Origin of the sequence: Herbiconiux liangxiaofengii (assembly GCF_041927335.1) — a bacterium.
GTDB lineage: Bacteria > Actinomycetota > Actinomycetes > Actinomycetales > Microbacteriaceae > Herbiconiux > Herbiconiux liangxiaofengii.
Window position 1 is genome coordinate 216,799 of the sequence record NZ_JBHFHD010000009.1, and the last position, 25,580, is coordinate 242,378.

The 25,580-nt window shown below is 69.3% G+C and carries 24 protein-coding genes and 3 tRNA genes; 24 read left to right on the forward strand and 3 right to left on the reverse strand.

The genetic code is table 11. From position 1 onward, the window contains the following. Positions 1 to 111: 111 nt before the first annotated feature. The 15 genes from ACEXOR_RS09850 (at position 112) to ACEXOR_RS09920 (ending at position 12,897) form a co-directional block, all read left to right on the forward strand. Positions 112 to 183 (forward strand) — tRNA-Gly (locus tag ACEXOR_RS09850). 57 nt (positions 184 to 240) lie between these two features. Then, positions 241 to 314: transfer RNA gene (locus ACEXOR_RS09855), tRNA-Cys, on the forward strand. A gap of 29 nt (positions 315 to 343) precedes the next feature. Continuing rightward, positions 344 to 415, forward strand: a tRNA-Val gene (locus ACEXOR_RS09860). A gap of 72 nt (positions 416 to 487) precedes the next feature. Continuing rightward, on the forward strand, positions 488 to 1,057 hold the full coding sequence (locus ACEXOR_RS09865; protein WP_374849439.1) for an alpha/beta fold hydrolase: 570 nt from the start codon (positions 488 to 490) through the stop codon (positions 1,055 to 1,057). Between the two features lie 47 nt (positions 1,058 to 1,104). Then, entirely contained in the window at positions 1,105 to 1,470 is a 366-nt protein-coding gene (locus ACEXOR_RS09870; protein ID WP_374849440.1) for a PGPGW domain-containing protein, read from the forward strand. A 60-nt stretch (positions 1,471 to 1,530) separates the two neighbouring features. Further along, entirely contained in the window at positions 1,531 to 3,510 is a 1,980-nt protein-coding gene (gene thrS, locus ACEXOR_RS09875; protein ID WP_374849441.1) for a threonine--tRNA ligase, read from the forward strand. Continuing rightward, on the forward strand, positions 3,510 to 4,103 hold the full coding sequence (locus ACEXOR_RS09880) for an HIT family protein (RefSeq protein WP_374849442.1): 594 nt from the start codon (positions 3,510 to 3,512) through the stop codon (positions 4,101 to 4,103). The genes thrS and ACEXOR_RS09880 overlap by 1 nt, the downstream gene beginning before the upstream one ends. Before the next feature lie 48 nt (positions 4,104 to 4,151). Further along, positions 4,152 to 4,910 (forward strand): YebC/PmpR family DNA-binding transcriptional regulator, encoded by a 759-nt coding sequence (locus tag ACEXOR_RS09885; RefSeq protein ID WP_374849443.1) that lies wholly within the window; start codon positions 4,152 to 4,154, stop codon positions 4,908 to 4,910. An 18-nt stretch (positions 4,911 to 4,928) separates the two neighbouring features. Further along, positions 4,929 to 5,555: a crossover junction endodeoxyribonuclease RuvC gene (gene ruvC / locus ACEXOR_RS09890; RefSeq protein ID WP_374849444.1), complete on the forward strand. Its 627-nt coding sequence runs from the start codon at positions 4,929 to 4,931 to the stop codon at positions 5,553 to 5,555. Then, the gene (gene ruvA, locus ACEXOR_RS09895) at positions 5,555 to 6,181 is read left to right on the forward strand and encodes a Holliday junction branch migration protein RuvA (protein WP_374849446.1); all 627 of its coding nucleotides are present in this window, start codon (positions 5,555 to 5,557) and stop codon (positions 6,179 to 6,181) included. Before ruvC ends, ruvA begins: the two co-directional genes overlap by 1 nt. After that, positions 6,178 to 7,215, forward strand: coding sequence for a Holliday junction branch migration DNA helicase RuvB (ruvB, locus tag ACEXOR_RS09900; protein WP_374849447.1), 1,038 nt, complete (start codon positions 6,178 to 6,180; stop codon positions 7,213 to 7,215). The genes ruvA and ruvB overlap by 4 nt, the downstream gene beginning before the upstream one ends. 116 nt (positions 7,216 to 7,331) lie before the next feature. Continuing rightward, entirely contained in the window at positions 7,332 to 7,727 is a 396-nt protein-coding gene (gene yajC / locus ACEXOR_RS09905; RefSeq protein WP_374849448.1) for a preprotein translocase subunit YajC, read from the forward strand. 70 nt (positions 7,728 to 7,797) lie between these two features. After that, positions 7,798 to 9,525, forward strand: a complete 1,728-nt coding sequence (gene secD, locus ACEXOR_RS09910; RefSeq protein ID WP_374849450.1) for a protein translocase subunit SecD — start codon at positions 7,798 to 7,800, stop codon at positions 9,523 to 9,525. Next, on the forward strand, positions 9,525 to 10,538 hold the full coding sequence (secF, locus tag ACEXOR_RS09915; RefSeq protein ID WP_374849451.1) for a protein translocase subunit SecF: 1,014 nt from the start codon (positions 9,525 to 9,527) through the stop codon (positions 10,536 to 10,538). The genes secD and secF overlap by 1 nt, the downstream gene beginning before the upstream one ends. 100 nt (positions 10,539 to 10,638) lie before the next feature. After that, positions 10,639 to 12,897, forward strand: coding sequence for a RelA/SpoT family protein (locus tag ACEXOR_RS09920; RefSeq protein WP_374849453.1), 2,259 nt, complete (start codon positions 10,639 to 10,641; stop codon positions 12,895 to 12,897). Here ACEXOR_RS09920 and ACEXOR_RS09925 read toward each other — a convergent pair. From ACEXOR_RS09925 to ACEXOR_RS09935, 3 genes are all read right to left on the reverse strand, one after another. Then, positions 12,867 to 13,505, reverse strand: a complete 639-nt coding sequence (locus tag ACEXOR_RS09925) for a type IV toxin-antitoxin system AbiEi family antitoxin (RefSeq protein ID WP_374849454.1) — start codon at positions 13,503 to 13,505, stop codon at positions 12,867 to 12,869. The two genes, ACEXOR_RS09920 and ACEXOR_RS09925, sit on opposite strands and share 31 nt — an antisense overlap. A gap of 126 nt (positions 13,506 to 13,631) precedes the next feature. Further along, on the reverse strand, positions 13,632 to 14,861 hold the full coding sequence (locus tag ACEXOR_RS09930; RefSeq protein WP_374849456.1) for a DUF349 domain-containing protein: 1,230 nt from the start codon (positions 14,859 to 14,861) through the stop codon (positions 13,632 to 13,634). A gap of 65 nt (positions 14,862 to 14,926) precedes the next feature. Further along, positions 14,927 to 15,727: a peptidylprolyl isomerase gene (locus tag ACEXOR_RS09935; RefSeq protein ID WP_374849457.1), complete on the reverse strand. Its 801-nt coding sequence runs from the start codon at positions 15,725 to 15,727 to the stop codon at positions 14,927 to 14,929. Between the two features lie 58 nt (positions 15,728 to 15,785). Between ACEXOR_RS09935 and ACEXOR_RS09940 the strand changes: the two genes are divergently transcribed. The 9 genes from ACEXOR_RS09940 (at position 15,786) to aroC (ending at position 25,573) form a co-directional block, all read left to right on the forward strand. Then, positions 15,786 to 17,144 carry a replication-associated recombination protein A gene (locus ACEXOR_RS09940; RefSeq protein ID WP_374849458.1) on the forward strand — a complete coding sequence of 453 codons (1,359 nt, stop codon included), beginning with the start codon at positions 15,786 to 15,788 and terminating at the stop codon, positions 17,142 to 17,144. Between the two features lie 211 nt (positions 17,145 to 17,355). After that, positions 17,356 to 17,985, forward strand: a complete 630-nt coding sequence (gene rpsD / locus ACEXOR_RS09945; protein WP_374849459.1) for a 30S ribosomal protein S4 — start codon at positions 17,356 to 17,358, stop codon at positions 17,983 to 17,985. Between the two features lie 78 nt (positions 17,986 to 18,063). Next, a complete protein-coding gene (locus ACEXOR_RS09950) occupies positions 18,064 to 18,468 on the forward strand; it encodes a DUF948 domain-containing protein (protein ID WP_374849460.1) in 405 nt (134 codons plus the stop codon). 48 nt (positions 18,469 to 18,516) lie between these two features. Then, positions 18,517 to 18,726 (forward strand): hypothetical protein, encoded by a 210-nt coding sequence (locus ACEXOR_RS09955; RefSeq protein WP_374849461.1) that lies wholly within the window; start codon positions 18,517 to 18,519, stop codon positions 18,724 to 18,726. Positions 18,727 to 18,798: 72 nt separating this feature from the next. Next, positions 18,799 to 21,489, forward strand: coding sequence for an alanine--tRNA ligase (gene alaS / locus ACEXOR_RS09960; RefSeq protein WP_374849462.1), 2,691 nt, complete (start codon positions 18,799 to 18,801; stop codon positions 21,487 to 21,489). A 3-nt stretch (positions 21,490 to 21,492) separates the two neighbouring features. Then, positions 21,493 to 21,993 (forward strand): Holliday junction resolvase RuvX, encoded by a 501-nt coding sequence (gene ruvX, locus ACEXOR_RS09965; RefSeq protein WP_374849463.1) that lies wholly within the window; start codon positions 21,493 to 21,495, stop codon positions 21,991 to 21,993. Further along, positions 21,986 to 23,389 (forward strand): endolytic transglycosylase MltG, encoded by a 1,404-nt coding sequence (gene mltG / locus ACEXOR_RS09970; protein ID WP_374849465.1) that lies wholly within the window; start codon positions 21,986 to 21,988, stop codon positions 23,387 to 23,389. The genes ruvX and mltG overlap by 8 nt, the downstream gene beginning before the upstream one ends. Before the next feature lie 4 nt (positions 23,390 to 23,393). Beyond that, positions 23,394 to 24,305: a shikimate dehydrogenase gene (locus tag ACEXOR_RS09975; protein ID WP_374849466.1), complete on the forward strand. Its 912-nt coding sequence runs from the start codon at positions 23,394 to 23,396 to the stop codon at positions 24,303 to 24,305. 68 nt (positions 24,306 to 24,373) lie between these two features. Continuing rightward, positions 24,374 to 25,573 (forward strand): chorismate synthase, encoded by a 1,200-nt coding sequence (gene aroC / locus ACEXOR_RS09980; protein WP_374849468.1) that lies wholly within the window; start codon positions 24,374 to 24,376, stop codon positions 25,571 to 25,573. Positions 25,574 to 25,580: the final 7 nt, after the last annotated feature.

The window sequence follows — 25,580 nt, forward strand, 5'->3', positions numbered from 1 at the left end:
AGGGGTGCTCGTGAACACCGAGGGTGCCGACACGCTGTTCCGGTGACGATTTGGCAATCGTCGAAAGAGTCGGCTAGTGTCTAATCCGTTCGCAGCAATGCTGAACGAAATGCGGATGTGGCGCAGTGGTAGCGCATCACCTTGCCAAGGTGAGGGTCGCGAGTTCGAATCTCGTCATCCGCTCGAGTGAAGTTACTCAATTGTGGGGAACCGCCTTGGTTCATCGCAATGCACGAACTGGGTGGCGTGGCCGAGAGGCGAGGCAGCGGCCTGCAAAGCCGTCCACACGGGTTCAAATCCCGTCGCCACCTCCACTCGAACACCGCGGAGTTCCGACTCCACTGGGCGATTGGCGCAGCGGTAGCGCGCTTCCCTGACACGGAAGAGGTCACTGGTTCGATCCCAGTATCGCCCACTCGAAACCCCTGGTCGCCCAGGGGTTTTTCTGGTTCTGCAAGCCGGTACAGACCCCGAAAGGATCACCGCCATGGCCGACGTCCAGATCTTCGAGGCCGAGGGCCGATCGATCCCGTTCACCGACGAGGGCGCCGGCCCGGCCGTCGTGATCGTGACCGAACAAGGCGAGAGCGTCGACTACCTGGCTCCGCTGGCGCACTCCCTGGTCGAGGAGGACTTCCGGATCGTCCTCGTCGGACATCGGACCGACGGCTCCGCGCTGTCTGTGCTCGATGCCGCTCAGGACGTCGAAGACCTGCTCGACCACCTCGAGCTCCCCGCCGCCTGGGTCGGCGGTCACGGTTTCGGAGGTTCCGTCGCCCGCCACATCGCGCACCGCCGCCACGACCACGTCGACGGTGTGCTGCTGTTCGGAGTCGAGGCCGGCGACGACCTGCCGGCACCGGCCGACGGCATCCCCGTGCTCGTCGTCCAGGGTGACGCCGACGACGTGACGCCGCCGGCCAACGGCGAGGCTCTGCGGCTCGCCGCACCCGGCCTCGTGAGCGTGGTGCCGATCGAGGGCGGCGGCCACCGCTTCCCCGCGACCCACGTGGGCGCCACCTCCTGGGCCATCGAGGACTACCTCGACTGGGACTGAGCTCCCGGCACCCCGGTTCTCCCAGCACCGTGCTCTAGCGTCTGGGGATGGACGCTGAATCGACCGCCGCATCCGGCTCGACCTCTTCTCGTGGCTCGACGGGCCCGGTCCGGGCCGCGGCCGGCAAGGCTCGCGCCGTCATCCGCCGTGACCCCCGCGTCGACCGGGTGTACCGCACCGGTGTGGGCATCGTCGGTGGAGGCACCGTGGCGCTCGGCATCGTGATGATCCCGCTGCCTGGGCCGGGTGCGCTCGTGGCCGTCGGCGGGCTGGCCCTGCTCGGCACCGAGTTCGAGGGCGCGAAGAAGGCCAGCACGAAAGCCAACGCCGCCGTGAAGAAGGGCTATGCCAAGGCCAAAGACGTGCGCGCCGCCCGCAGGGCGAAGAAGGATGCCGCCGCCTCGCCCCGGTGACGGGTTCTCGCGCCGGTAGGATCGTTCTGTTCAGCAGCACGAGCTAGGGAGCGGTACCGCGTGGCCACAGGATTCGAACTCTTCACCGACAGGGCCGTCGTGGCCATGCGCGTCAACGGAGAGCTGAAAGACCTGGCCACGACCGTGACCGACGACGACACGGTCGAGCCGGTCACCATCGACAGCCCCGACGGCCTGGCCATCCTGCGCCACTCGGCGGCCCACGTGGCCGCGCAGGCCGTGCAGGCCATCAACCCGAAGGCGAAGCTCGGCATCGGCCCGCCCGTGACCGACGGCTTCTACTACGACTTCGACGTCGAAGAGCCCTTCACCCCGGACGACCTCAAGGCCATCGAGAAGGGCATGGAGCGCATCGTGCGCGCCGGCCAGCGCTTCGTGCGCCGCGTGGTCACCGAAGACGAGGCCCGCGCCGAGCTGGCCGACGAGCCCTACAAGCTCGAGCTGATCGGTCTGAAAGGCGGCAGTGCCGGCGACGCCGAGCTGAACTCCGACAACGAGTCGGTCGAGGTCGGTGGCGCCGAACTCACCATCTACGACAACGTCGACCCCAAGACCGGCGAGACGGTCTGGAAAGACCTCTGCCGCGGCCCGCACCTGCCGAGCACCCGCCTGATCGGCAACGGCTTCGCGCTCACCCGCCTCGCCGCCGCCTACTGGCGCGGCTCGGAGAAGAACAAGCAGCTCCAGCGCGTCTACGGCACCGCCTGGCCCTCGAAGGACGAGCTGCGCGCCTACCAGAGCCGCATCGAGGAGGCCGCCAAGCGCGATCACCGCAAGCTCGGCGCCGAGCTCGACCTGTTCTCCTTCCCCGACGAGATCGGGTCGGGCCTCGCGGTCTTCCACCCCAAGGGCGGCATCATCCGGTCGGAGATCGAGAACTACCTGCGCCAGCAGCTGATCGCGAACGACTACGAGCTGGTGAACACGCCTCACATCACCAAGGCGCACCTGTTCGAGACCAGCCAGCACCTGCACTGGTACAAAGACGGCATGTTCCCGGCCATGCACCTCGACGAGGAGCAGGACGCCGAGGGCAACATCACCCGCCAGGGCCAGGACTACTACCTCAAGCCCATGAACTGCCCGATGCACAACCTCGTCTTCCGCTCGCGCGGCCGCAGCTACCGCGAGCTGCCGTTGCGGCTGGCCGAGTTCGGCACCGTGTACCGCTACGAGAAGAGCGGCACCCTCTCCGGCCTCACCCGGGTGCGCGGCCTGACCCAGGATGACGCCCACATCTACGTGGCGCCCGGCGAGGTGCGCGAGGAGCTCACCCGGCAGATCGACTTCATGCTCGACGTGCTCCGTGGCTACGGTCTCGACGACTTCTACCTCGAGCTGTCCACCCGCGACCCCGAGAAGTCGGTGGGCACCGACGAGATGTGGGAGACCGCCACCGAGACGCTGCGCGACGTCGCGCTCGCCTCCGGCCTCGAGCTCGTGCCCGATCCCGGGGGAGCGGCGTTCTACGGCCCCAAGATCTCCGTGCAAGCGCGCGACGCCATCGGCCGCACGTGGCAGCTCTCCACCATCCAGCTCGACTTCAACCAGCCCGAGCTGTTCGAACTCGAATACACCGCTCCGGATGGCACGCGCCAGCAGCCGGTGATGATCCACCGTGCCCTGCTGGGCTCGATCGAGCGGTTCTTCGCCATCCTGCTCGAGCACTACGCGGGGGCGTTCCCGGTGTGGCTCGCGCCGGTCCAGGTGGTGGGCATCCCGATCGCCGACGACCACGCCGACTACCTGGGCGAGGTGCTCCGGCGGTTGAAGAAGCGCGGCATCCGGGTGCAGCTCGACGACTCGGCCGAGCGCATGCAGAAGAAGATCCGCACCCACACCAAAGACAAAGTGCCGGTGCTGCTGATCGCGGGCGGCGACGACGTGGCGGGCGGTTCGGTGAGCTTCCGCTTCCGCGACGGCTCGCAGGAGAACGGCGTGGCCGTCGACGAGGCGATCGACCGCATCGTGGCGGCGGTGGCGGCGCACAGCCAGGTGACCACCGCGGGCCAGCTCTGATGACGGATGCCCGGGACGGCTCCGGCGACGCGTCGACGTCGTCGGAGTCGCCCGAGGTGCTGGTTCAGGGCTCCGATGAGTTCGCGGGCATCCCCGACTCGTTCCAGCGCCTCTGGACGCCGCACCGCATGGTGTACATCCAGGGTGGGGAACAGCCGCACATCGACGAGTGCCCCTTCTGCCGGGCGCCCTCCCTCTCCGACGAGGAGGGCCTGATCGTGGCGCGGGGCACGCATGCCTATGTGCTGCTGAACCTCTTCCCGTACAACTCGGGCCATCTGCTGGTATGCCCGTACCGCCACGTGGCCACCTACGACCTCGCCACCGAGGAAGAGGTGGCGGAGATCGCGAGCCTCACCCAGACGGCGATGCGCGTGCTCACCGAGGTCTCGCACTGCGACGGCTTCAACATCGGCATGAACCAGGGCCGGGTGGCCGGCGCGGGCGTGGCAGGCCATCTGCACCAGCACATCGTGCCGCGCTGGATGTCGGACGCGAACTTCTTCCCGATCATCGCGCGCACCAAAGCGCTGCCGCAGCTGCTCGGCGACGTGCGAGCCGAGATCGCCGCGGCCTGGCCTTCCGGCCGCTGACGGCCGCCTCGCGTACAATCGAATCTGACTTGCTGAAGGAGAACTGCCGTGTCCGGACACTCTAAATGGGCCACGACCAAGCACAAGAAGGCGATCATCGACTCGCGCCGTGCAAAGTCGTTCGCCAAGCTGATCAAGAACATCGAGGTCGCCGCGAAGATGGGCGGCGCCGACATGGCCGGCAACCCGACCCTCGTCGACGCGGTGCAGAAGGCCAAGAAGACCTCGGTTCCCAACGACAACATCGACCGCGCCATCAAGCGCGGTGCCGGTCTCACCGGTGACTCGGTCGACTACCAGACGATCATGTACGAGGCCTACGGCCCGAACGGCATCGCCTTGCTGGTGGAGTGCCTCACCGACAACAAGAACCGCGCGGCCGCTGATGTGCGCACCGCGATGACCCGCAACGGCGGAACGATGGCCGACCCGGGCAGCGTCGCCTACAACTTCGCCCGCCGCGGCGTCATCACCGTCGGTCACGCCGACGGCGTCACCGAAGACGACGTGCTGATGGCCGTGCTCGACGCCGGAGCCGAAGAGGTCACCGACCGCGGCGAGACGTTCGAGGTGCTCACCGAGCCGTCGCAGATGGTCGCCGCGCGCACGGCCCTGCAGGAGGCGGGGATCGACTACGACTCCGCCGACGTGGAGTTCGTGGCGAGCCTCCAGGTCGAGGCAGACGCCGAGACGGCCCGCAAGGTGTTCCGGCTCATCGACGCCCTCGAAGACTCCGACGACGTGCAGAACGTCTACACCAACCTCGACATCTCGGCCGAGGTCCAGGCCGAACTCGAGAACGACTGAGCCGGCCGAGGCCGCAGGATGAGCGCCAGCCACCTGCGGGTGCTCGGAATCGACCCCGGTCTCACCCGGTGCGGGATCGGTGTCGTCGACGTGTCGCCGACACGCACGGCCACCCTCGTGCACGTCTCGGTGGTGCAGACGCCGCCTGACATGCCGCTCGAGCTGAGGCTGATGGCGGTCGCCGCCGGCATCGACGCCGTGCTCGACGAGCACCGCCCGCACAGCCTCGCGGTGGAGCGCGTCTTCGCGCAGCACAACGTGCGCACGGTGATGGGCACCGCTCAGGTGGCCGGTATCGCTCTGCTCGCCGCGGCCCGCCGTTCGTTGCCGGTGGGGCTGCACACGCCCTCCGAGGTCAAGGCCGCCATCACCGGGTACGGCCAGGCCGACAAGAAGCAGGTCGGCGCGATGGTGGCGAAGGTGCTCCGGCTGGCCGAGGTGCCCAAGCCCGCCGATGCGGCGGATGCGCTGGCCCTCGCGATCTGCCACGCCTGGCGGCTGCCGCTCCGCGGGGCCGCGGTTGCGGGCGGCGCTGGCGCATCCGGAGCCGCTGCCGGAGGTTCGGGGCTCACCCCGGCGCAGCAGGCGTGGCGCGCCGCCGAGCAAGGCACGAGGTCGAGGGTGGCCGCCCGTAGGCTGGTCTGATGATCTCAGCCTTGCGCGGCACCGTGCTCTCCCTCTCGGGCGGCACCGTCGTCGTCGACGTGAACGGCGTGGGATTCTCCGTGAGCGTCACGCCGCGCCATGCCCTCTCGCTTCGAACCGGCTCCGAGGTGACCCTCCTCACCACCCTGATCGTGCGGGAGGACAGCCTGTCGCTGTTCGGTTTCCCCGATCAGGACTCGCTGGAGATCTTCTCGGCCCTGGTGGGCGTGACCGGGGTTGGGCCCAAGTCGGCGCTCGGGGTGCTCGCCGAGTTGACGCCGTCGGATGTCGCGGGTGCGGTCGCCCGGGAGGACGACGCCGTGTTCCGCAAGGTGTCGGGCATCGGCCCGAAGACGGCCAAGCTCATCGTGGTGTCGCTCGCCGGGAAGCTGGCCCTGCGCCCGGCCGATGTGCCGGTGGAGGACGCCGCCGCTGCGTCGCCCGTGATCCGCGGCAACGTCGAGCGGGCTCTGGTGGGCCTCGGCTACCCCGAACGCAGCGCCGCTGCCGCGCTCGACGAGGTGCTCGAGCAGGCCACGGCGGCCGACGCCGGTAACGTGCAGACCCTGCTGCGCCTGGCCCTGGCCGTGCTCGGCCCGGCCAAGAGCACCGGGGGACCACGGTGACGCCCGCGTTCGAGGGCGACGACGTGGTGAACCCGCAGATCGAGTCCGAGGCCGAGATCGCGTTCGAGGGCGCGCTCCGGCCGAAGTCGCTCGACGAGTTCGTGGGGCAGCGGAAGGTGCGCGGCCAGCTGCAGCTGTTGTTGGACGCAGCCGCCATCCAGTCGCGCACGCCCGACCACATCCTGCTGGCGGGCCCGCCCGGGCTCGGTAAGACCACGCTGGCCATGATCGTGGCGCACGAGAGCAGCCGGCCGCTGCGGATGACCAGTGGCCCCGCCATCCAGCACGCCGGCGACCTGGCCGCGGTGCTGTCGTCGCTCGTACCGGGTGAGGTGCTGTTCATCGACGAGATCCACCGCATGGCCCGCTCGGCCGAGGAGATGCTGTACCTCGCGATGGAGGACTTCCGCATCGACATCATGGTGGGCAAGGGCGCGGGCGCTACGTCCATTCCGCTGGACCTCGCCCCGTTCACGCTGGTGGGCGCGACCACCCGAGCCGGGCTCCTGCCGAACCCGCTGCGCGACCGGTTCGGTTTCACCGCCCACTTGGAGTTCTACGAGACCGAGGAGCTGGTGCGCGTGCTGCACCGGGCGGCCGCGCTCCTCGGCGTCGAGATCGACGAGGAGTCGCTGCGCGAGATCGCCTCCCGTTCGCGAGGAACGCCCAGGATCGCGAACCGGCTGCTGCGCCGGGTGCGCGACTTCGCCCTGGTGGCGCGCACCGACGCGACCCTGTCGGCGGTGCGGGCGGCGCTGGAGCTCTACGACGTCGACGAACTCGGCCTCGACCGGCTCGACCGCGCGGTGATGAGCATCATCCTGAAGCGCTTCGACGGCGGCCCGGTGGGCCTGAATACGCTCGCCGTGTCGGTGGGCGAGGAGGCGGAGACCATCGAAGCCGTGGTCGAGCCCTTCCTCGTGCGCATCGGCCTCATCTCGCGCACCCCGCGCGGGCGCGTGGCCACCAAGGCGGGCTGGGCGCACTTCGGCCTCGCCCGCGATTCGGATGCCCTTTTCGGGGATGACCTATAATCAACGAGTCTCCAGGTGCGCCTCTATAAGATAAGGGCTGCCCGCAGCACAACCCCCACACGCTCCACCTCCGGAAGGCCCCCCTTTTCATGCAATTCGATGCGTTGACAATCGTCATGCTGGTCGTTCTGGCCGTTCTGGTGATCTTCATGTTCCGCAACAGCCGCAAGCGCCAGCGCGAGACCCAGGACCTGCAGAGCAAGGTCGCCGTCGGCGCCGAGGTGATGACGAACTTCGGTCTCTTCGGCACCATCCTCGAGATGGACGACGAAGAGAACCAGGTCCTGCTGGAGACCACTCCGGGCACGGTGCTCAAGGTGCACCGCCAGACCGTCACGCGCGTCGTGACCCCCTCGCCCCTCACGGCCACCGACGACGAGCTCGCCGTGAAGACCGGCGACCCCGAGTTCGGCGAGCGTCTCGACGACTCGACCGCCGCTTCCACCGTCCGACCCCTCGACACGGATGCCCCCGACTCCGCGGACAAGACCGACAAGAAGGGCGACGAGTAACAACTCGTCCGTTCTCTGACTCACGCTCGACGCCCCGGCGCTCGAGCGGCATAGAAAGCTGAGTACACAGGTGGCACAATCGACCGCCGTCAAGAAGGCGTGGAAAACGCTGATCTGGCTCGGAGTGATCTTCGCAGTCCTGATCGGAACGATCGCCGGAGGCGTGCTCTGGAGCACGGCGACGTGGACCCCCAAGCTGGCCCTCGACCTCGAGGGCGGCACCCAGATCATCCTGACTCCGAAGCTGGAGTCGGGCCAGGACGTCTCGGCCGAACAGCTCGACCAGGCGGTGTCGATCATCCGGCAGCGCGTCGACGCGAGCGGCGTCTCCGAGGCCGAGGTGACGACGCAGGGTGGCCAGAACGTCATCGTGTCGATCCCCGGCCAGCCGGACGAGGCGACGCTGAACCGCATCGAGGCGTCGGCCAAGCTCGACTTCCGCGCCGTGCTGCTGGCCGGCGTGTCCTCGCCGTCGGCCTCCACCTCGCCGAGCGCCAGCCCCGATCCGAGCCTGTCGACCACACCGACGGCGACGCCGACCAACGGCAGCGACCTGGCCTACGTGACCCCGGCGCTGCAGGCGCAGTACGACAGTTTCGACTGCAGCTCCGACGCGGCGGAAGACGCGGGCCAGGCACCCGCCGACCAGCCTCTCGTGACCTGTGACGACAACGGGGTGAAGTACCTGCTCGGCCCGGTGGAGATCGAGGGCGCCGACATCGCCGACGCCTCCGCGGGCGTGGCGACCACGCAGCAGGGGGCGTCTACCGGCCAGTGGGTGGTCGACATCTCGTTCAACGACGCCGGAACGCAGAAGTTCGCCGATGTCACGACCCGCCTCTTCGGGCTGACCGGAGTGCAGAACCAGTTCGCGATCGTGCTCGACGGGAAGGTGATCACCGCCCCCACCACGGGAGGCGCCTTCACCGACGGCAAGGCTCAGATCTCGGGCTCCTTCACCCAGGACTCGGCACAGGCCCTGGCCGACCAGCTCAAGTTCGGCGCTCTGCCGATCGGTTTCACCACGCAGTCGTCCGAGGCCATCTCGGCCACACTCGGGTCGACGCAGCTGCTCTCGGGGCTGATCGCCGGCGCCATCGGGCTCATCCTGGTGGTCATCTACTCGCTGCTGCAGTACCGGCTGCTCGGCACCGTCACCATCGCCTCGCTGGTGGTGGCCGCAGCGCTGACCTACCTGCTCGTCACGTTGATGTCGTGGCGCATCGACTTCCGTCTCTCGCTCGCCGGCGTGGCGGGACTGATCGTGGCCATCGGTATCACCGCCGACTCCTTCATCGTGTACTTCGAACGAATACGTGACGAGCTGCGCGACGGTCGAGCCCTGAACTCCTCGGTGCAGGCCGGCTGGAAGCGGGCCATCCGCACGATCACGGCCTCCGACGCGGTGAACTTCCTGGCCGCGGCGGTGCTGTACATCCTCGCGGTCGGCAACGTGCGCGGCTTCGCGTTCACCCTGGGGCTCACGACCATCGTCGACATCGTCGTGGTGATGCTGTTCACGCACCCGTTGATGACCCTGCTGGCCGAGCTGCCCTTCTTCCGCGACGGCCACAAGCTCTCGGGTCTTGACCCGCGCGCCCTCGGTGCCGTGTACCGCGGCCGGGCGCAGTTCCGGGCGCCGTCGGCGTCGGTGCCCGCGTCGAAGAAGAACTCCTCGAGCCGTGAGGCCGTGAAACGGCAGACCATCGCCGAGCGAAAGGCCGCCGAGCTCGCCGGCACCGCCGCGCCTAAGTCAACCGACTCGAAACGCCCGTCCGACGAGGGGAAGAACTCCTGATGGCCAGCTTCTCCCAATTCGGAAACGACCTCTACTCGGGCAAGCGCTCGATCGACTTCGTCGGCCGCCGCCGGGTCTGGTACGTGGTCTCCGCGATCCTCGTGCTGATCGCCCTGGTGGGCCCTTGGCTGCGTGGCGGCTTCGAGTTCGGAATCGAGTTCCGCGGCGGTTCCGAGTTCACCGTCTCGCAGGTGGAGACGCTCGACCAGAACCTCGCCAGCGACACGGTGAACGACACCGTCGCCGGTTCCAACCCGCGGGTGAGCACCCTCGGTCAGGATTCGGTGCGCGTGCAGACCGACGAGCTCGACAAGTCGCAGAGCGCCCAGGTGCAGGAGGCTCTCGCCACCGCCTTCGGTGTGCCCACCGAAGACGTGACCACGTCGTTCATCGGCGCCACCTGGGGGGCTGACATCACCACCCAGGCGGTACGCGGGCTGGTGATCTTCCTCGTGCTGGTGGCGGTGTTCATGGCCATCTACTTCCGCACCTGGAAGATGGCGGCCGCCGCCCTGATCGCACTGCTGCACGACCTCGTGATCACGGCCGGCGTCTACGGGCTCACCGGCCTCGAGATCACCCCCGCGGCGGTGATCGGCTTCCTGACGATCCTGGGCTACTCGCTCTACGACACGGTGGTGGTGTTCGACAAGATCCGTGAGAACACGGCGCAGATGGGGGAGCGGGGCACGCAGTCCTTCCCCGACCTGGTGAACCTGGCCATCAACCAGACGCTGGTGCGATCGATCAACACCTCGATCGTCGCGGCCCTGCCGGTGGCCTCGATCCTCGTGATCGGTTCGTTCGTGCTCGGCGCCTCGACGCTGCGCGACATCTCGCTGGCTCTGCTGATCGGCATCATCGTGGGTACGTACTCGACGATCTTCGTGGCGGCTCCGCTGTACGTGCAGTTCCGCAGCAACGAGGCGAAGATCCGCAAGTACGACGCCCGCGTGGCGGCCGATCGGGAGCGCTCCGCGAAGAACGCGGTGACCACGGAGGCTTCCGCCTGATCGCTTCTCAGTTCGTCTGCTCGCCCTCGGCGCAATCGCGCCGGGGGCGAGCGTGCGTCGGGCCCCGCGCGCTGAGGGATAATCGAGGTGGAGGCCTGACATGACCGAGACGAGCACCACCTCGACCGCAGCGCTGCGCCGCCTGGTGCCCCGGCTGTTCTCGCGGGCTCAGCCCGCCGGCGCGGTCGACGAGCTCCTGCGCACGGTGCGGGCCAACCACCCCAAAGCCGACCTCACCATCCTGGAGCGTGCGTACGCGACGGCGGAACGCGCCCATGACGGCCAGAAGCGCCGGAGCGGCGAGCCGTACATCACGCATCCGATCGCCGTGGCCCAGATCCTCGCCGAGCTCGGGCTCGGATCGAAGGCGGTGGCGGCCGCGCTGCTGCACGACACGGTGGAGGACACCGACTACTCGCTGGACATGCTGCGGCACGACTTCGGTGACGAGGTGGCGATGCTGGTCGACGGCGTCACCAAGCTCGACAAGGTGAAGTACGGCGACAGCGCACAGGCCGAGACGGTGCGCAAGATGATCGTGGCGATGTCGCGCGACATCCGGGTGCTCATCATCAAGCTCAGCGACCGGCTTCACAACGCGCGCACCTGGGGCTTCGTGCCGGCCGAGTCGGCCGCACGGAAGGCCAAGGAGACGCTGGAGATCTACGCGCCGCTCGCGCACCGGCTCGGCATCCAGTCGATCAAGTGGGAGCTCGAAGACCTCTCGTTCGCCGTGCTGTACCCCAAGCTCTACGTGGAGATCGAGAATCTGGTTCGCCAGCGCACCCCGCAGCGCGAGGAGTACGTGCAGCAGGTGATCGACGCGGTGGGCGACGACCTCAAGACCGGCCGTATCCGCGGCAAGGTGGTTGGCCGCCCGAAGCAGTACTACTCGATCTATCAGAAGATGATCGTGCGCGGCCGCGAGTTCGACGAGATCTACGACCTGGTGGGCATCCGGGTGCTGGTGAACACGGTGCGCGACTGCTACGCCGTGCTCGGGTCGATCCACGCCCGCTGGAATCCGATCCCCGGCCGCTTCAAGGACTACATCGCGACCCCGAAGTTCAACCTCTATCAGTCGCTGCATACGACGGTGATCGGCCCGGGCGGGCGCCCGGTCGAGATCCAGATCCGCACGAACGAGATGCATCAGCGTGCTGAGTACGGTGTGGCCGCGCACTGGAAGTACAAGGAGCGCGTGAACGGCAGCAAGTCGTCGCAGACGGCTCCGGCGGGGATGCCCGACACCGACATGGCGTGGCTCGCCCGCATCTCCGACTGGCAGGCCGAGACGGTCGATCCGGGGGAGTTCCTCGATTCCCTGCGGTTCGAGATCGGTGCGAAGGAGGTGTACGTCTTCACCCCGAAGGGCAAGGTGATCGGCCTTCCGGCTGGGGCGACCCCGGTCGACTTCGCCTACGCCGTGCACACCGAGGTGGGGCATCGCACCATGGGAGCCAAGGTCAACGGGCGACTCGTGCCGCTGGACTCCACGCTGGGCTCCGGTGACGTGGTGGAGGTCTTCACCTCGAAGAATCCCGATTCCGGCCCGTCGCAGGACTGGCTCAGCTTCGTGCAGAGCCCCCGGGCGCGCAACAAGATCCGCCAGTGGTTCACGAAGGAGCGCCGCGACGAGGCCATCGAACAGGGTCGCGACGCCATCGCCCGGGCGATGCGCAAGCAGAACCTGCCTCTGCAGAAGCTGATGAGCCAGGATTCGATCGCCGATGTGGCCTCGCAGCTGCACTACGACAACGTGTCGGGGCTCTACGCCGCCATCGGTGAGGGGCACATCTCCACCCAGTCGGTGATCGAGAAGGTCATCGCCTCGCTGCAGACCGAGGTGGAGAGCGACGACTCCGACGTCGACGTGTTCGTGGGCAACCGGCCGCGTGTCACGCACAGCGACTCCGGCGTTCTCGTGCGCGGCGCCCCTGACATCCTGGTGAAGCTCGCGAAGTGCTGCACCCCGGTGCCGGGCGACGACATCGTGGGCTTCGTCACCCGTGGCTCCGGTGTGTCGGTGCACCAGGCCGACTGCCACAACGTGGCGTCTCTGCTCAATGAGCCCGAACGAATCATCGACGTGGAGTGGGCACCCTCCTCCAAGAGCGTCTTCCTCGTTCAGATCCAGGTGGAGGCACTCGACCGCTCGGGGCTGCTGAGCGATGTGACGCGGGTGCTCTCGGAGCATCACGTCAACATCCTCTCGGCTTCGGTGAGCACGTCGAGTGATCGGCTGGCGATCAGCCGCTTCGTCTTCGAGATGGGCGACACCACGCACCTCGACCGGGTGCTGAACGCGGTGCGCCGCATCGACGCCGTCTACGACGTGTACCGGGTCTCCGGGGGCTGACCCCGAGGTCTCCCGGTCGCCTCTGGCCCTCGGGAAACCGTCATCCGGCGCACCTCGTCGAGCCGTTCGAGTGCCCGCTGCTTGTGCGGCACATGAGCCGCCCCGTGAAGAGCGGATGCGCAGTGGTCGAAGCCACCCTCGGTCATCAGCAGCAGCGTCGCCACGCAGGCGGCCCGGCGGCGGTCGAAGCGTTCGGGCACGCGTAGGAGATCGACGGCGGTGCGCTGCGGCGACGTCACCAGAAGGCCGGCGACCTCCATCACGTCGGCGGGCCGGAGCACCGTCTGCCGCACCGAACGCTCCGGGCTCGGGGCCGCCCGCACTCGGTGGTCGCTGCGCACGCAGAGCGCCAGCGGGCGAGGAACTCCGGCCCAGGCGCCGTGCACCCAGGCGGCGGTGGTGAGCTCGGCCACAAGGCCGCGGGGAACGGCGGGCAGGAGCGCCAGCGCGCGCAGATCGCGGCGGCCGGCCGCGTCGGCCGAGCGAGCCACGTCTACCGGACAGTACCGGCCGCCGACGGCCAGCAGATCACCGTCCAGCGTGGCGGCGCGCAGCTCGGTGCCGGGCAGGTCGGTCTCGTCGAGCAGGAACGGAGGTGCGGGTGTCATGCGCCGATGCTGGCAGAGGACGCACCGAAACGGCACGGGCATCCGTCATCTGTGGACAACGGGCGCCCGTGCCGATGCTGTGGAGAAACAGCCGGATATCAGCCCAGCGGATCAGCCCAGCGCGGATCAGCCCAGGGCGTCGAGCCACACCTTGCGGGCGTCGAGCGACTCCTGCAGTTCGGCCACCTTCTTGGTGTCGCCGGCGGCCTTGGCGTCGTCGATCTCGCGCTGCAGCTTGTCGATCGCGTCGGTGAGCTGCGAGGCGAGGCCCTCGGAACGGGCCTTCTTCTCGGGGTTGTTGCGGCTCCAGTGATCCTCGTCGAGCTTGCGCACGGCGGCTTCGACCCGGCGCAGACGCTCCTCGACGGGCTTGACCTGATCGCGCGGCACCTTGCCGATCTCGTCCCAGCGGCGCTGGATGGAGATCAGGGCCTCGCGCGCCTTGAGGCGGTCGGTCTCCTTCAGGAGCGGCTCGGCCTCGTCGAGCAGAGCGAGCTTCGCGGTGAGGTTCTCGCCGAACTCGGCGTCGTCGCGGGCGACGACCTCGCTTCGGGCGGAGTAGAGCACGTCGCCCGCTGCCTTGAACTTGTCCCACAGCGCGTCGTCGTACTTCTTACCGGCGCGGCCGGTGGACTTCCACTGGGCCAGCAGGTCGCGGTACGCGCCGATGCCGTCGACACCGCGGGGCGCGAGCGCCTCGGCCTGCTCCACCAGCGCCTGCTTGCGCGTGCGCGCATCGCGGTGCACCTGGTCGAGCTCGCTGAAGAACGCCTTGCGCTGCGTCTCGAGCGAGGTGCGGGCCTCACGGAACCGCTTCCAGAGTTCGCCGGCCTCGGCACGGGGCAGTCGCGGCCCCTCCTGCTGGTGCTTCTGCCAGCGCGCGAACAACTCGTCGATGGTGGCGGTGACGTTCTTCCACTGCGCCTTGGCGGGATCGTGGGCGGCCAGCGTCTCCATGTCGACCACGATCGCGGTGCGGTCGAGCACGGCCTGCTCGACGAGCGCCTTGTCCTCGGCCGACTGCTTCTCGGTGATCTCGCTCACGGTGGACGTGAGCGCCTCCAGCCGCCTCTGCAGCGACGCGAGGTCGCCCACCGCGTTGGCCGTGGCCACCGAGGTGGTGAGCGACGCGAGGGTCTTGGCGATGTCGGCCGCCGGAGCGCCACGCTTGGCGCGCTGCTCGAGCAGCGTCACCTGACCGGCGAGGTCGACGTACTTGCGCTCGAAGTAGGCGAGTGCCTCTTCTTTCGTGCCATCCGGATACTGGCCGACCAGGCGCTCGCCCTCGGCCTCACGAACGTAGACGGAGCCGTCGTCGTCGACTCGACCCCACGGGTTTTGATCACTATCGGTCACGGTGGAACCATCCTGTCGACGATGTCTGGAGTACGGCCCCAGCCTATTGCACGGGCCGTGTCGGGTTATTGAACGGTGACGCCGGTGATGACGGCCGGCGACGCGGGCTTGCCGTCCTGCGAACCGTCGGCGGTGCCGGCGGAGATCACGGTGGACTGGAGCTGGTCGAGCCCGGAGGTGATCGTGCCGAGCACGGTGTAGCCGCCGGCCGCGTCGGAGGGGATGGTCGAGTCGTCGTAGACGATGAAGAACTGGCTGCCCATGCTGTAGCCGTCGCCGCCCTGGCGGGCCATCGCCAGGGTGCCCTTCGGGTACACGTCGTCGGCGGGGGCGTTCTCGACCGGGCCGTAGCTGTAGCCGGGGCCACCCGTGCCGGTGCCGGTCGGGTCGCCGCACTGCAGCACGAAGATGCCACTGGTGGTGAGGCGGTGGCAGGAGGTGCCGGTGAAGTATCCGGCCTGGGTCTGGGCGATGAAGGCCGAGACCGCCTGCGGTGCGGCGGCGCCGTCGAGCTCGATGCCGAGCGGGATGTCGTTGATCGTGAGCGTCCCGGTCCAGTCGCGGCCCTCCGCGATGGTCGACGCGGGCACGTCTCCGGTGTTCTGGCCCTCGGGCGCCGCGTCATCCGTGGCGGCGGGGGTCGGCGTGGCCGACGGGGAGGCGACCGGCGCACCCGGCCCGCCGCTGAAGTAGAACAGCTGGGCAGCGGTGACTCCGGCGATCAGCACCACGACCGTGACGGCCGCGATCACGTTGTCGCGCACCCGGCGGCGGATGCGCTCGGTGTGCGCCTGCTGGCGGGCCTGATACTCGCGCAGCCTGGTTCGTGCCTCGCGAGCGGCGCGCTCCTGATTGCTGGGTGCCACAGGTCCTCCAGTGTTAGTGCCGACGGGCGCTGTCGGCCCATCACAGTACCCTAGACGTATGGCTCATCAGCAACCGGGACTCCACTCCGGGGCGGTTCCTCTCGCCGTGCGGATGCGCCCTCGCAGCCTCGACGAAGTGGCCGGTCAGCGGCACCTCCTGCGCCCCGGCTCGCCGCTGGTGAACCTCGCCACCGACCGCTCGGGCGCGGCCGGATCGGTGTCGGTCATCCTCTGGGGCCCGCCCGGCACGGGCAAGACCACGCTGGCCCAGGCCATCGCCCACTCCTCGGGCCGCAAGTTCGTCGAGCTCTCCGCTGTCACGGCGGGCGTGAAAGACGTGCGGCAGGTGATGGAGGACGCCTTCCGCAACCGCGACCTCTACGGCCTGTCGACCGTGCTCTTCCTCGACGAGATCCACCGCTTCACCAAGGCGCAGCAGGACGCCCTGCTCCCCGGCGTCGAGAACGGCTGGGTCATCCTGGTGGCCGCCACCACCGAGAACCCCTCGTTCTCGGTGATCTCGCCGCTCATGTCGCGCTCGCTGCTGCTCACCCTCGAGCAGCTCACCGACGACGATCTCGGAATCCTGATCGACCGCGCGGTGACGGATGCGCGGGGTCTGGCCGGCAGCGTCGAGCTCGATCCCGAAGCACGGGCCGCAATCATCCGGATGGCGTCGGGCGATGCCCGCCGCGCCCTCACGGCCCTCGAAGCCGCCGCGGGCACCGCCCTCGCCGCCGCGACGGCCGACGCCGGCGAGGACGACGACGAGCTGCCCGTGATCACCGGCACGGTGCTCGAGCAGTCGGTCGACCGGGCGCTGCTGCGCTACGACCGCAACGGCGACGAGCACTACGACGTGATCAGTGCCTTCATCAAGTCGGTGCGCGGCAGCGACGTCGACGCCTCGCTGCACTACCTGGCGCGCATGTTCGAGGCCGGGGAAGACCCGAGGTTCATCGCCCGCCGGGTCATCATCCTGGCGGCGGAGGACATCGGCATCGCCGACCCGCAGGCCCTGCCGATCGCCGTGGCCGCCGCGGAGGCGGTGCAGATGATCGGCATGCCGGAGGGGCGCCTGCCCCTGGCCGAAGCGGTCGTGTACCTGGCCACCGCCCCGAAGTCGAACGCCGCGTACCTGGGAATCAACGCCGCCATCGCGGATGTGAAGGCCGGCAACTTCGGCCGGGTGCCCAAGCACCTCCGGGACGCCCACTATTCCGGCGCGAAGCGGCTCGGTCACGGCAAGGGCTACCGATATCCGCACGACGACGACCTGGGTGTGGTGAAGCAGCAGTACCTTCCCGACGAGCTCGTCGGGAAGACCTACTACGACCCCACCGATCACGGTCACGAACGGGAGGTGTCGGCGCGGCTCGCGAAACTGCGCGACATCACGCGGGGAAAGCAGGGGTGATGTCTATATCATCTGGGGCCATCCGCTGTGCTAACCTTGCAGTCGCCTAATCAGCGTCATTTCGGAGCGGCTGCCGATCGACGCTCGATGACGGGATCGCGTTCTTTAGCCGAACCGCCCGGCAGACACCCCTCTTACTTGGACTCCCGTGGAGTCAAGCGCACCCCGGTGCGCGCATCCATCTCGTAAGAACTTCTATGAAAGGACGTAAGTGGCTACCAAGTCGCGTACGCGCAGCAAGACCCGCCTCTCGCGGGCACTCGGCATCCCCCTCACCCCGAAGGCGGCCAAGTACCTCGAGAAGCGCCCCTACGCTCCCGGTGAGCACGGCCGCACCAAGCGCAAGCAGGACAGCGACTACGCAGTGCGTCTGCGTGAGAAGCAGCGTCTGCGTGCCCAGTACGGCATCCGCGAGAAGCAGCTGAAGATCGCGTTCGAGGAGGCCCGCAAGGCCAAGGGCCTGACCGGTGAGAACCTGGTCGAGCTGCTCGAGATGCGTCTGGACGCCCTGATCCTGCGTGCCGGCTTCGCCCGCACCACGGCCCAGGCCCGTCAGATGGTCGTGCACCGCCACATCATGGTCGACGGCCAGCTCGTCGACCGCCCGTCGTTCCGCGTGAAGCCGGGTCAGCTCATCCACGTCAAGACGCGCTCCGAGGGCACCGAGCCCTTCCAGGTGGCTGCGGCCGGCGGTCACATCGACCTGCTGCCCAAGACCCCGGCGTACCTCGAGGTCGAGCTCGACAAGCTCCAGGCACGCCTGGTGGCACGCCCCAAGCGCGCCCAGGTTCCCGTGACCTGCGAAGTGCAGCTCGTCGTCGAGTACTACGCGGCCCGATAAGGCCCGAGGTCACGACATACTAGAGAGCGGGTCGCCCCAGGGCGGCCCGCTTTCGTCGTCTATCGAAGGAGTTTCACGATGACCGGTGGAGACATCGCAGGGCTGATCGCGGCCGGGGTGTTCGCCGTGCTGGTGGGCCTGATCGCGGTTCCGCTGCTGAAGCTCGGAGGCGTGTTCGACCAGACGCGCGACTCGATCAAAGACGTCAGCGACGGCATCACGCCCATCCTGGCCGAGTCGACGGTGACCGTGCAGGAGGCGAACAAGCAGCTCGCCCGGGTGGATGCGATCACCCGCAACGTGGAGGAGGTGACCGGCAACGTCACCTCGCTGGTCTCGCTCTTCGCCGCATCCGTCGGCGGGCCGTTGATCAAGATCGCGGGCTTCAGCGCAGCCGTGCGTGCGGGCCTGCTGAGCCTGCGCTCGGCGAAGCCGGCCGCGAGCGGATCGGGTGCCGCCAAGAAGAAGAAGTCGAAGCGATAGTCTGAAACAAGGCTCACCGGCGTCGCCGGAACGAACGAGGAGAAGGCAATGAAGAAGTTCCTGTGGTTGATCGTCGGCGTCGGCATCGGATTCGCCGTGGCGCACCAGGTGAACCAGACCTCGTCGGGCCGCCGGTTCTTCAGCGACCTCGACAAGAAGACCAAGGAGTTCGGCGACTCGCTGGTCGACGGCTACCGCGAACGCGAGGCCGAGCTGCGCGCCGTGATCGCCGACGCCGGAGACACCCTCTCCAAGTGACCTCATCGACCCGCCGGCGCTCTCGCCGGCGGGTCGTCCACGTCTATCCGAACCGGGAACACCACCGCACCCATGCTCACCGCTGACATCCGCAACCGCTGGCTCGACTTCTTCGGAGAACGCGGCCACACCGTCGTGCCCTCCGCCTCGCTCGTCTCCGACGATCCGTCGCTGCTGTTCACCGTCGCCGGCATGGTGCCGTTCATCCCATACCTGTCGGGCCTCGTTCCCGCGCCGTACCCGCGCGCCACGAGCGTGCAGAAGTGCATCCGAACCCTCGACATCGAGGAGGTGGGCAAGACCACCCGGCACGGCACGTTCTTCCAGATGAACGGCAACTTCTCGTTCGGCGACTACTTCAAGGAGGGCGCGATCGGCTACGCCTGGGAGCTGCTCACCACGCCGGAGTCCGACGGCGGGCTCGGGATGGCCGAGCGCGACCTGTGGGTGACGGTCTACGAGGACGACGATGAGGCGATCGACATCTGGAAGCGGGTGGCGGGCGTGCCCGACTCGCGCATCCAGCGGTTCGGCAAAGAGGACAACTACTGGTCGACCGGGCAGCCCGGTCCCGCCGGCCCCTGCTCGGAGATCTACTTCGACCGCGGCCCGGCCTACGGCGTCGAGGGCGGGCCGGCCGCCGACGAGAATCGCTACATCGAGATCTGGAACCTCGTGTTCATGCAGTACCTGCGTGGTGAGGGAACCTCGAAGACCGAGTTCGAGATCCTCGGCGAACTGCCCCGCAAGAACATCGACACGGGCATGGGCCTGGAGCGCGTGGCCTTCTTGAAGCAGGGTGTCGAGAACCTGTACGAGATCGACCAGGTGCGCCCGGTGCTCGACCGCGCCGCCGAGATCTCCGGCCGGCGTTACGGCGCCGACCACGACGACGACGTGCGGATGCGCGTGGTCGCCGACCACGTGCGCAGCGCCCTGATGCTGATGAGCGACGGCGTCACCCCGTCGAACGAGGGCCGGGGATACATCCTGCGCCGGCTGCTGCGCCGCACGGTGCGGTCGATGCGTCTGCTGGGCGTCGACACGGCCACCATGCCCGAACTGCTCACCGCCTCGCGCGACGCCATGAAGGCCGCCTACCCCGAGGTGTCCACCGACTTCAGCCGCATCTCGCGCGGCGCCTACGCCGAGGAGGAGTCTTTCCTGCGCACGCTCACCGGCGGCACCACCATCCTCGACACCGCGGTCACCGCCGTGAAGGAGCAGGCCACCGCGGCGGGCGACGCCCCGGTGCTGGCCGGCGACACCGCCTTCCTGCTCCACGACACCTACGGGTTCCCGATCGACCTCACCCTCGAGATCGCCGAGGAGTCCGGCCTCGCCGTCGACCGGGTGGCCTTCGAGTCGCTGATGGCCGAGCAGAAGCAGCGCGCCAAGGCCGACGCCAAGGCGAAGAAGCTCGGCATCACCGACCTCAGCGTCTACAGCCAGTTCCGCGCCCTCGGCGAGACCGTGTTCCGCGGCTACGAGGAGCTCGAGGCGGAGTCACCCGTGCTCGGGCTGATCGTCGACGGTGTCTCCGTGACCTCGGCTGTCGCGGGGGAGCAGGTCGAGGTCATCCTCGCCGAGACCGCCCTCTACGCGGAGTCGGGCGGCCAGGAGGCCGACGCCGGCACCATCGTGGGCGACGGCTTCGAGCTCACCGTGCTCGACGTGCAGAAGCCCGTGAAGGGTCTGATCAGCCACCGGGTCGAGGTGACCAGCGGTCAGGTCGCCGTGGGCGACCAGGCGCGCTCGGTCGTCGACCGGTCGTGGCGCCGGGGTGCCACCCAGGCCCACTCCGCAACGCACCTCATTCACGCGGCTCTCCGTCAGACGCTGGGCGAGGAGGCCCACCAGGCGGGCTCGTACAACAAGGCCGGCTACATGCGGCTCGACTTCTCGTGGAACCAGCCGCTCTCGGTGGAGACCCGCACGGAGATCGAGGAGATCGCGAACAACGCCATCCGGGACGACCTGCAGGTGGTCACCCGGGAGCTGCCCATCGACGAGGCGCGATCGATGGGGGCCATGGCCCTGTTCGGTGAGAAGTACGGCGACGTGGTGCGCATGGTGGACATCGGCGGCCCGTGGTCGCGCGAACTCTGCGCCGGCACCCACGTGGCCACGAGCGCCCAGATCGGCCTGATCAATCTGCAGGGGGAGTCGTCGATCGGCTCCACGAACCGGCGCGTCGAAGCGCTGGTGGGCCTCGAGGCGTTCCGCGAGTTCGCCGCGGAACGCGCCCTGGTCTCGCAGCTGACGTCGTCGCTGAAGGCTCCGCGCGACGAGATCGCCGCCCGGATCGCCGACCTCACCGCCAACCTCAAGGCCGCCGAGAAGAAGATCGCGGCGTTCGAGTCGTCGCAGCTGTCCACGCGCATCCCTGGCCTGGCCGCCGGCGCCCGCGCCGTGGGTCGGGTGACCCTGGTGGCCACCGATCTGGGCGAGCTGCGGTCGCCCGACGACGTGCGTCAGCTGGCCACGGGAGTGCGTGAGGCCCTCGTCGCCGGTGGCACCGAGGCCGGAGTCGTGGCCCTCGCCGCCGTGGTGAACGCGAAGCCCGTGGTGATCGTGGCGACCACCGAGGGCGCCCGTGCCCAGGGGGTCAAGGCCGGAGCGCTGGCCAAGCTCGCCGCCGGAGTGCTCGGTGGCGGCGGCGGCGGCAAGGACGACCTCGCCCAGGGTGGCGGAACCGACGCGTCGGCGCTGGGTGCGGCCCTCACAGCCATCACCGATTCCGTGTCGCAGGCGGCCGGGTAGCGCATGCGGAGCGGGGTGCGCGTCGGCGTCGACGTGGGCAAGGCCCGCGTCGGTGTGGCGCGCACCGACCTGCACGGCATGCTCGCCACCCCGGTGGAGACGGTGCCCCGCACCCCGGTCGCCGATGTGCCCGCGTCGGGGTCGGCGCCCGACGTGCTTCGCATTCTGGCCATCGCCGACGAACTCGACGCGGTCGAGTTCGTGGTGGGTCTGCCGCTGTCGCTGAGCGGTCACGAGACGCCGTCGACCCAGGATGCGCGGGACTTCGCGACGCGGCTGGCCACGGAAGGCGGCCTCCCGGTGCGCATGATCGACGAGCGGCTCACCACCGTCTCGGCCCAGGCAGCGCTGCACCGCACCGGTCGGAACACTCGGAGCTCCCGCCCCGTGATCGACCAGGTCGCCGCCGTTATACTCATGCAGCACGCCCTCGACAGCGAGCGTGCCTCGGGTAAGCCCCCTGGCATACTCATCGACCCGAGCCAAGGAACAGGTAGTGACTGACCGACAGCCACCCCAGGATCATCCGTTCGCCGAGTTCTTCCGACAGGACCCGGCACCGCCGCCGGCGCCCCACGCGAGCCCGGCAGAGTCGCCGCGTCGTGCCGCCCGCCAGGCGGCCGAGGCCCGGGAGGCGGAGGCGGCCGATCCGGGTCCGCGTCGGACGGGAGCGGTCGCCACGGCCGAGAGTCCGGAGACCCCCGTCGAGGTGGTCGGGCTCGAAGACCTCGGGCTCGGTGCGGGTGCGGATACGGGTGACGGCCGCGGCGGATCGGGTGGAGGCCGCGGGTCGGGCGGCGGGCGCCGCTCGTCGGGCGGAGGGCGGCCACCGCGGCAGCGCCGGCGCCGCTGGGTGACTCCGGTGATCGTGACCGCGGTCATCCTGGGCCTCATCGCAGGAGCCGGGGTGTTCGTGTGGAACGTGTTCGGGGAGCAGGTGCAGAGCGTTCTGGCCGGAAGCCCGGCGGCCGCCGACTTCGAGGGCTCGGGTGAGGGCGAGGTGACCTTCGTCATCAACGACGGCGACGTGGGCGAGACCATCGGCGACAACCTGGCCTCGGCGGGCATCGTGGCGAGCTCCAAGGCGTTCTACGACCTCCTCCTGAAGCAGGATCCGACCCCCGTCTTCCAGGCCGGCACGTTCAAACTCGCCGAGAAGATGAGCGCCCAGGCGGCGCTCGACGCGTTGCAGGACCCGGCGAACAAGGTGGACTTCACCGTCGCCATCCCCGAGGGGTCGAGCGCGAAGGGCATCTACCAGGAGCTCGCCGACGCGACGGGGCTGCCGCTGGCCGAGTTCGAGGCCGCGGGCGCGAACTACGCGGCGCTGGGTGTTCCGGCGAACGCGCCGAGCATCGAGGGCTTCCTCTTCCCGGCGACCTACGTGTTCCAGCCCGGCCAGACCCCGGCCGACATGATCAACACCATGGTGCAGCGCACGTTCCAGTCGCTCGACGCGGCCGGCGTCGCCCCCGACGACCGTCTGCGCGTGGTGACCCTCGCCGCCCTGATCCAGAAGGAGGCGGGCAGCGTCGCCGACATGGCGAAGGTGTCCCGCGTCTTCACCAACCGGCTCGAGCAGGGCTGGAACATGGAGTCCGACGCGACGATCGCCTACGGCGCCGGGCACAGCCGGGTGGAGACCACCCAGGCCGAACGCGACGACCCGAACAACATCTACAACACCTACCTCTACCCAGGCCTGCCGGCCGGGCCCATCTCGAACCCGGGCGACGACGCGATCAATGCGGCGCTGCATCCGGCCGACGGCCCGTGGATGTTCTTCGTGACGGTCGACCTCGACACCGGCGAGACGGTGTTCTCCACCACCGCCGACGAGCACGCCGCCGCGGTGGAGCGTCTGCAGCAGTGGTGGGCCGATCACCCCGAGATCCAGTAGCACCGTGTCTGAGACCTTCGCGGCCGGAGCCCCCGATGAGCTGCATCGGCGGTTCCGGCTGGCGGTGCTCGGCTCCCCGATCGCCCACTCGCGGTCGCCGCTGCTGCACCGTACGGCCTACGCGGCTCTCGGGCTGCCGTGGAGCTACGACGCCCAGGATGTGACGGGCGAGCGGCTGCCGGGGTTCGTCGACCGCCTCACGCCGGACTGGCGTGGACTGTCGTTGACCATGCCGCTGAAGGAGCAGATCCTGCCCCTGCTGGACTCGATCGACACCGTCGCGCGCACCAGCGGCGCCGTGAACACCGTGCTGGTCGACTGGGCCGACGGCCGTCGCACCCTGGCCGGATTCAACACGGACGTGTACGGTCTCCGGCAGGCGCTCGAACGGGCCGGGATCACGACCGCGCGCCGGGTGATGGTGATCGGCGGGGGAGCCACCGCACGATCGGCCGTGGTCGCGGCCGCGCAGTCGGGCGCCGAGCACGTCGACGTCGTTCTGCGGAGCCCCGAGAAGGCGGGTGGTGTCGTCGAGACGGCCCGCGCGGCCGGGGTCTCCAGCGATGTGGTCGCCCTCGACGACCAGCGGATGCGCGGGCTCGAGCCCGACCTCACCATCAGCACGCTGCCCGGCGGCGTGGGGGCCGCGGCACACTTCACCGGCACTGCCGCGCCGCGTTCCTCCACCCTGCTCGACGTGGCGTACCACCCGTGGCCGAGCGAGCTGGCCTCGGTCTGGAATGCGGCGGGCAGCGCGGCGGTGCCCGGGCTCGCCATGCTGGCGCATCAGGCCGTCGCCCAGATCAGGGTGTTCGTGCATGGAGACCCGTTGCTGCCGCTGGACGGGGAGGACCGCGTCACCGCCGCGATGCTGGCGGCCATCGGCCTCGACGGCGCGGGGCGCCTGCTGGACTGAGCACGCCGTCGGCCGCGCGCCGGCCCGGCCGCGCAGGGCGGTGCCCGGTCTGTGGGAGGATCGTAGTCATGCTTCGTTGGCTCACCGCCGGGGAGTCCCACGGTCAAGAACTCGTCGCGATCGTCGAGGGTCTTCCGTCCGGCATCCCCGTCACACTCGATCAGCTGCGCGCCGACCTCGCGCGGCGCAAGCTCGGCTACGGCCGCGGCGCCCGGATGAAGTTCGAGCAGGACGAGCTCGCCGTCACCGGCGGCGTCGTGCACGGCCGCACGCTCGGCAGCCCGATCGCCCTGCGCATCGGCAACACCGAGTGGCCGAAGTGGACCGAGGTGATGGGCGTCGAGCCCCTCGACGAGGAGCTCCCCAACCGCGGCCGGAGCGCTCCGCTGACCAGGCCCCGCCCGGGTCACGCCGACCTGGTGGGCATGCAGAAGTACGACTTCGACGAGGCCCGTCCCATCCTGGAGCGCGCGAGCGCCCGTGAGACGGCCGCCCGGGTGGCGCTCGGCGCGATCGCCCGCGCCTTCCTGGGGGAGCTCGGCATCACCCTGGTGAGCCACACGCTCTCGATCGGCCCCGTTCGGGTTCCCGACGGCTGCCCCCTGCCTCGGCCGAGCGACGTCGACGCCCTCGACGCCGACCCGGTGCGCTGCTTCGACCCGGAGACCAGCGACCGCATGGTGGCCGAGATCGACGACGCACACAAGGAGGGCGACACCCTGGGCGGCGTCGTGGAGGTGCTCGCCTACGGCCTGCCGCCCGGACTCGGTTCGCACGTTCACTGGGACCGCCGGCTCGACTCCCAGCTCGCCGCCGCCCTGATGGGCATCCAGGCCATCAAGGGCGTCGAGGTGGGTGACGGGTTCGAGACCACGCGCCGCCGTGGCTCCGCCGCCCACGACGAGCTCTACCGCGAGGGCTCCGAGATCACCCGCTCCACCGACCGCGCGGGCGGCACCGAGGGCGGCATGTCGACCGGCACCGTGCTGCGCGTGCGCGCCGGCATGAAGCCCATCGCCACCGTGCCGCACGCCCTGCACACCATCGACGTGGCCACCGGGGAGGATGCGGCGGCGCACCACCAGCGCTCCGACGTCTGCGCCGTGCCCGCCGCGGGCGTGGTGGCCGAGGCCATGACCGCGCTGGTGCTGGCGAACTCCGTGCTCGAGAAGTTCGGGGGCGACTCCATCGGCGAAACCCGCCGCAACCTCGAGTCGTACCTCGCCGCCATCCCGGAATCGCTGCGCACCGACATCGTGCGCGGCTGAGGGCCGG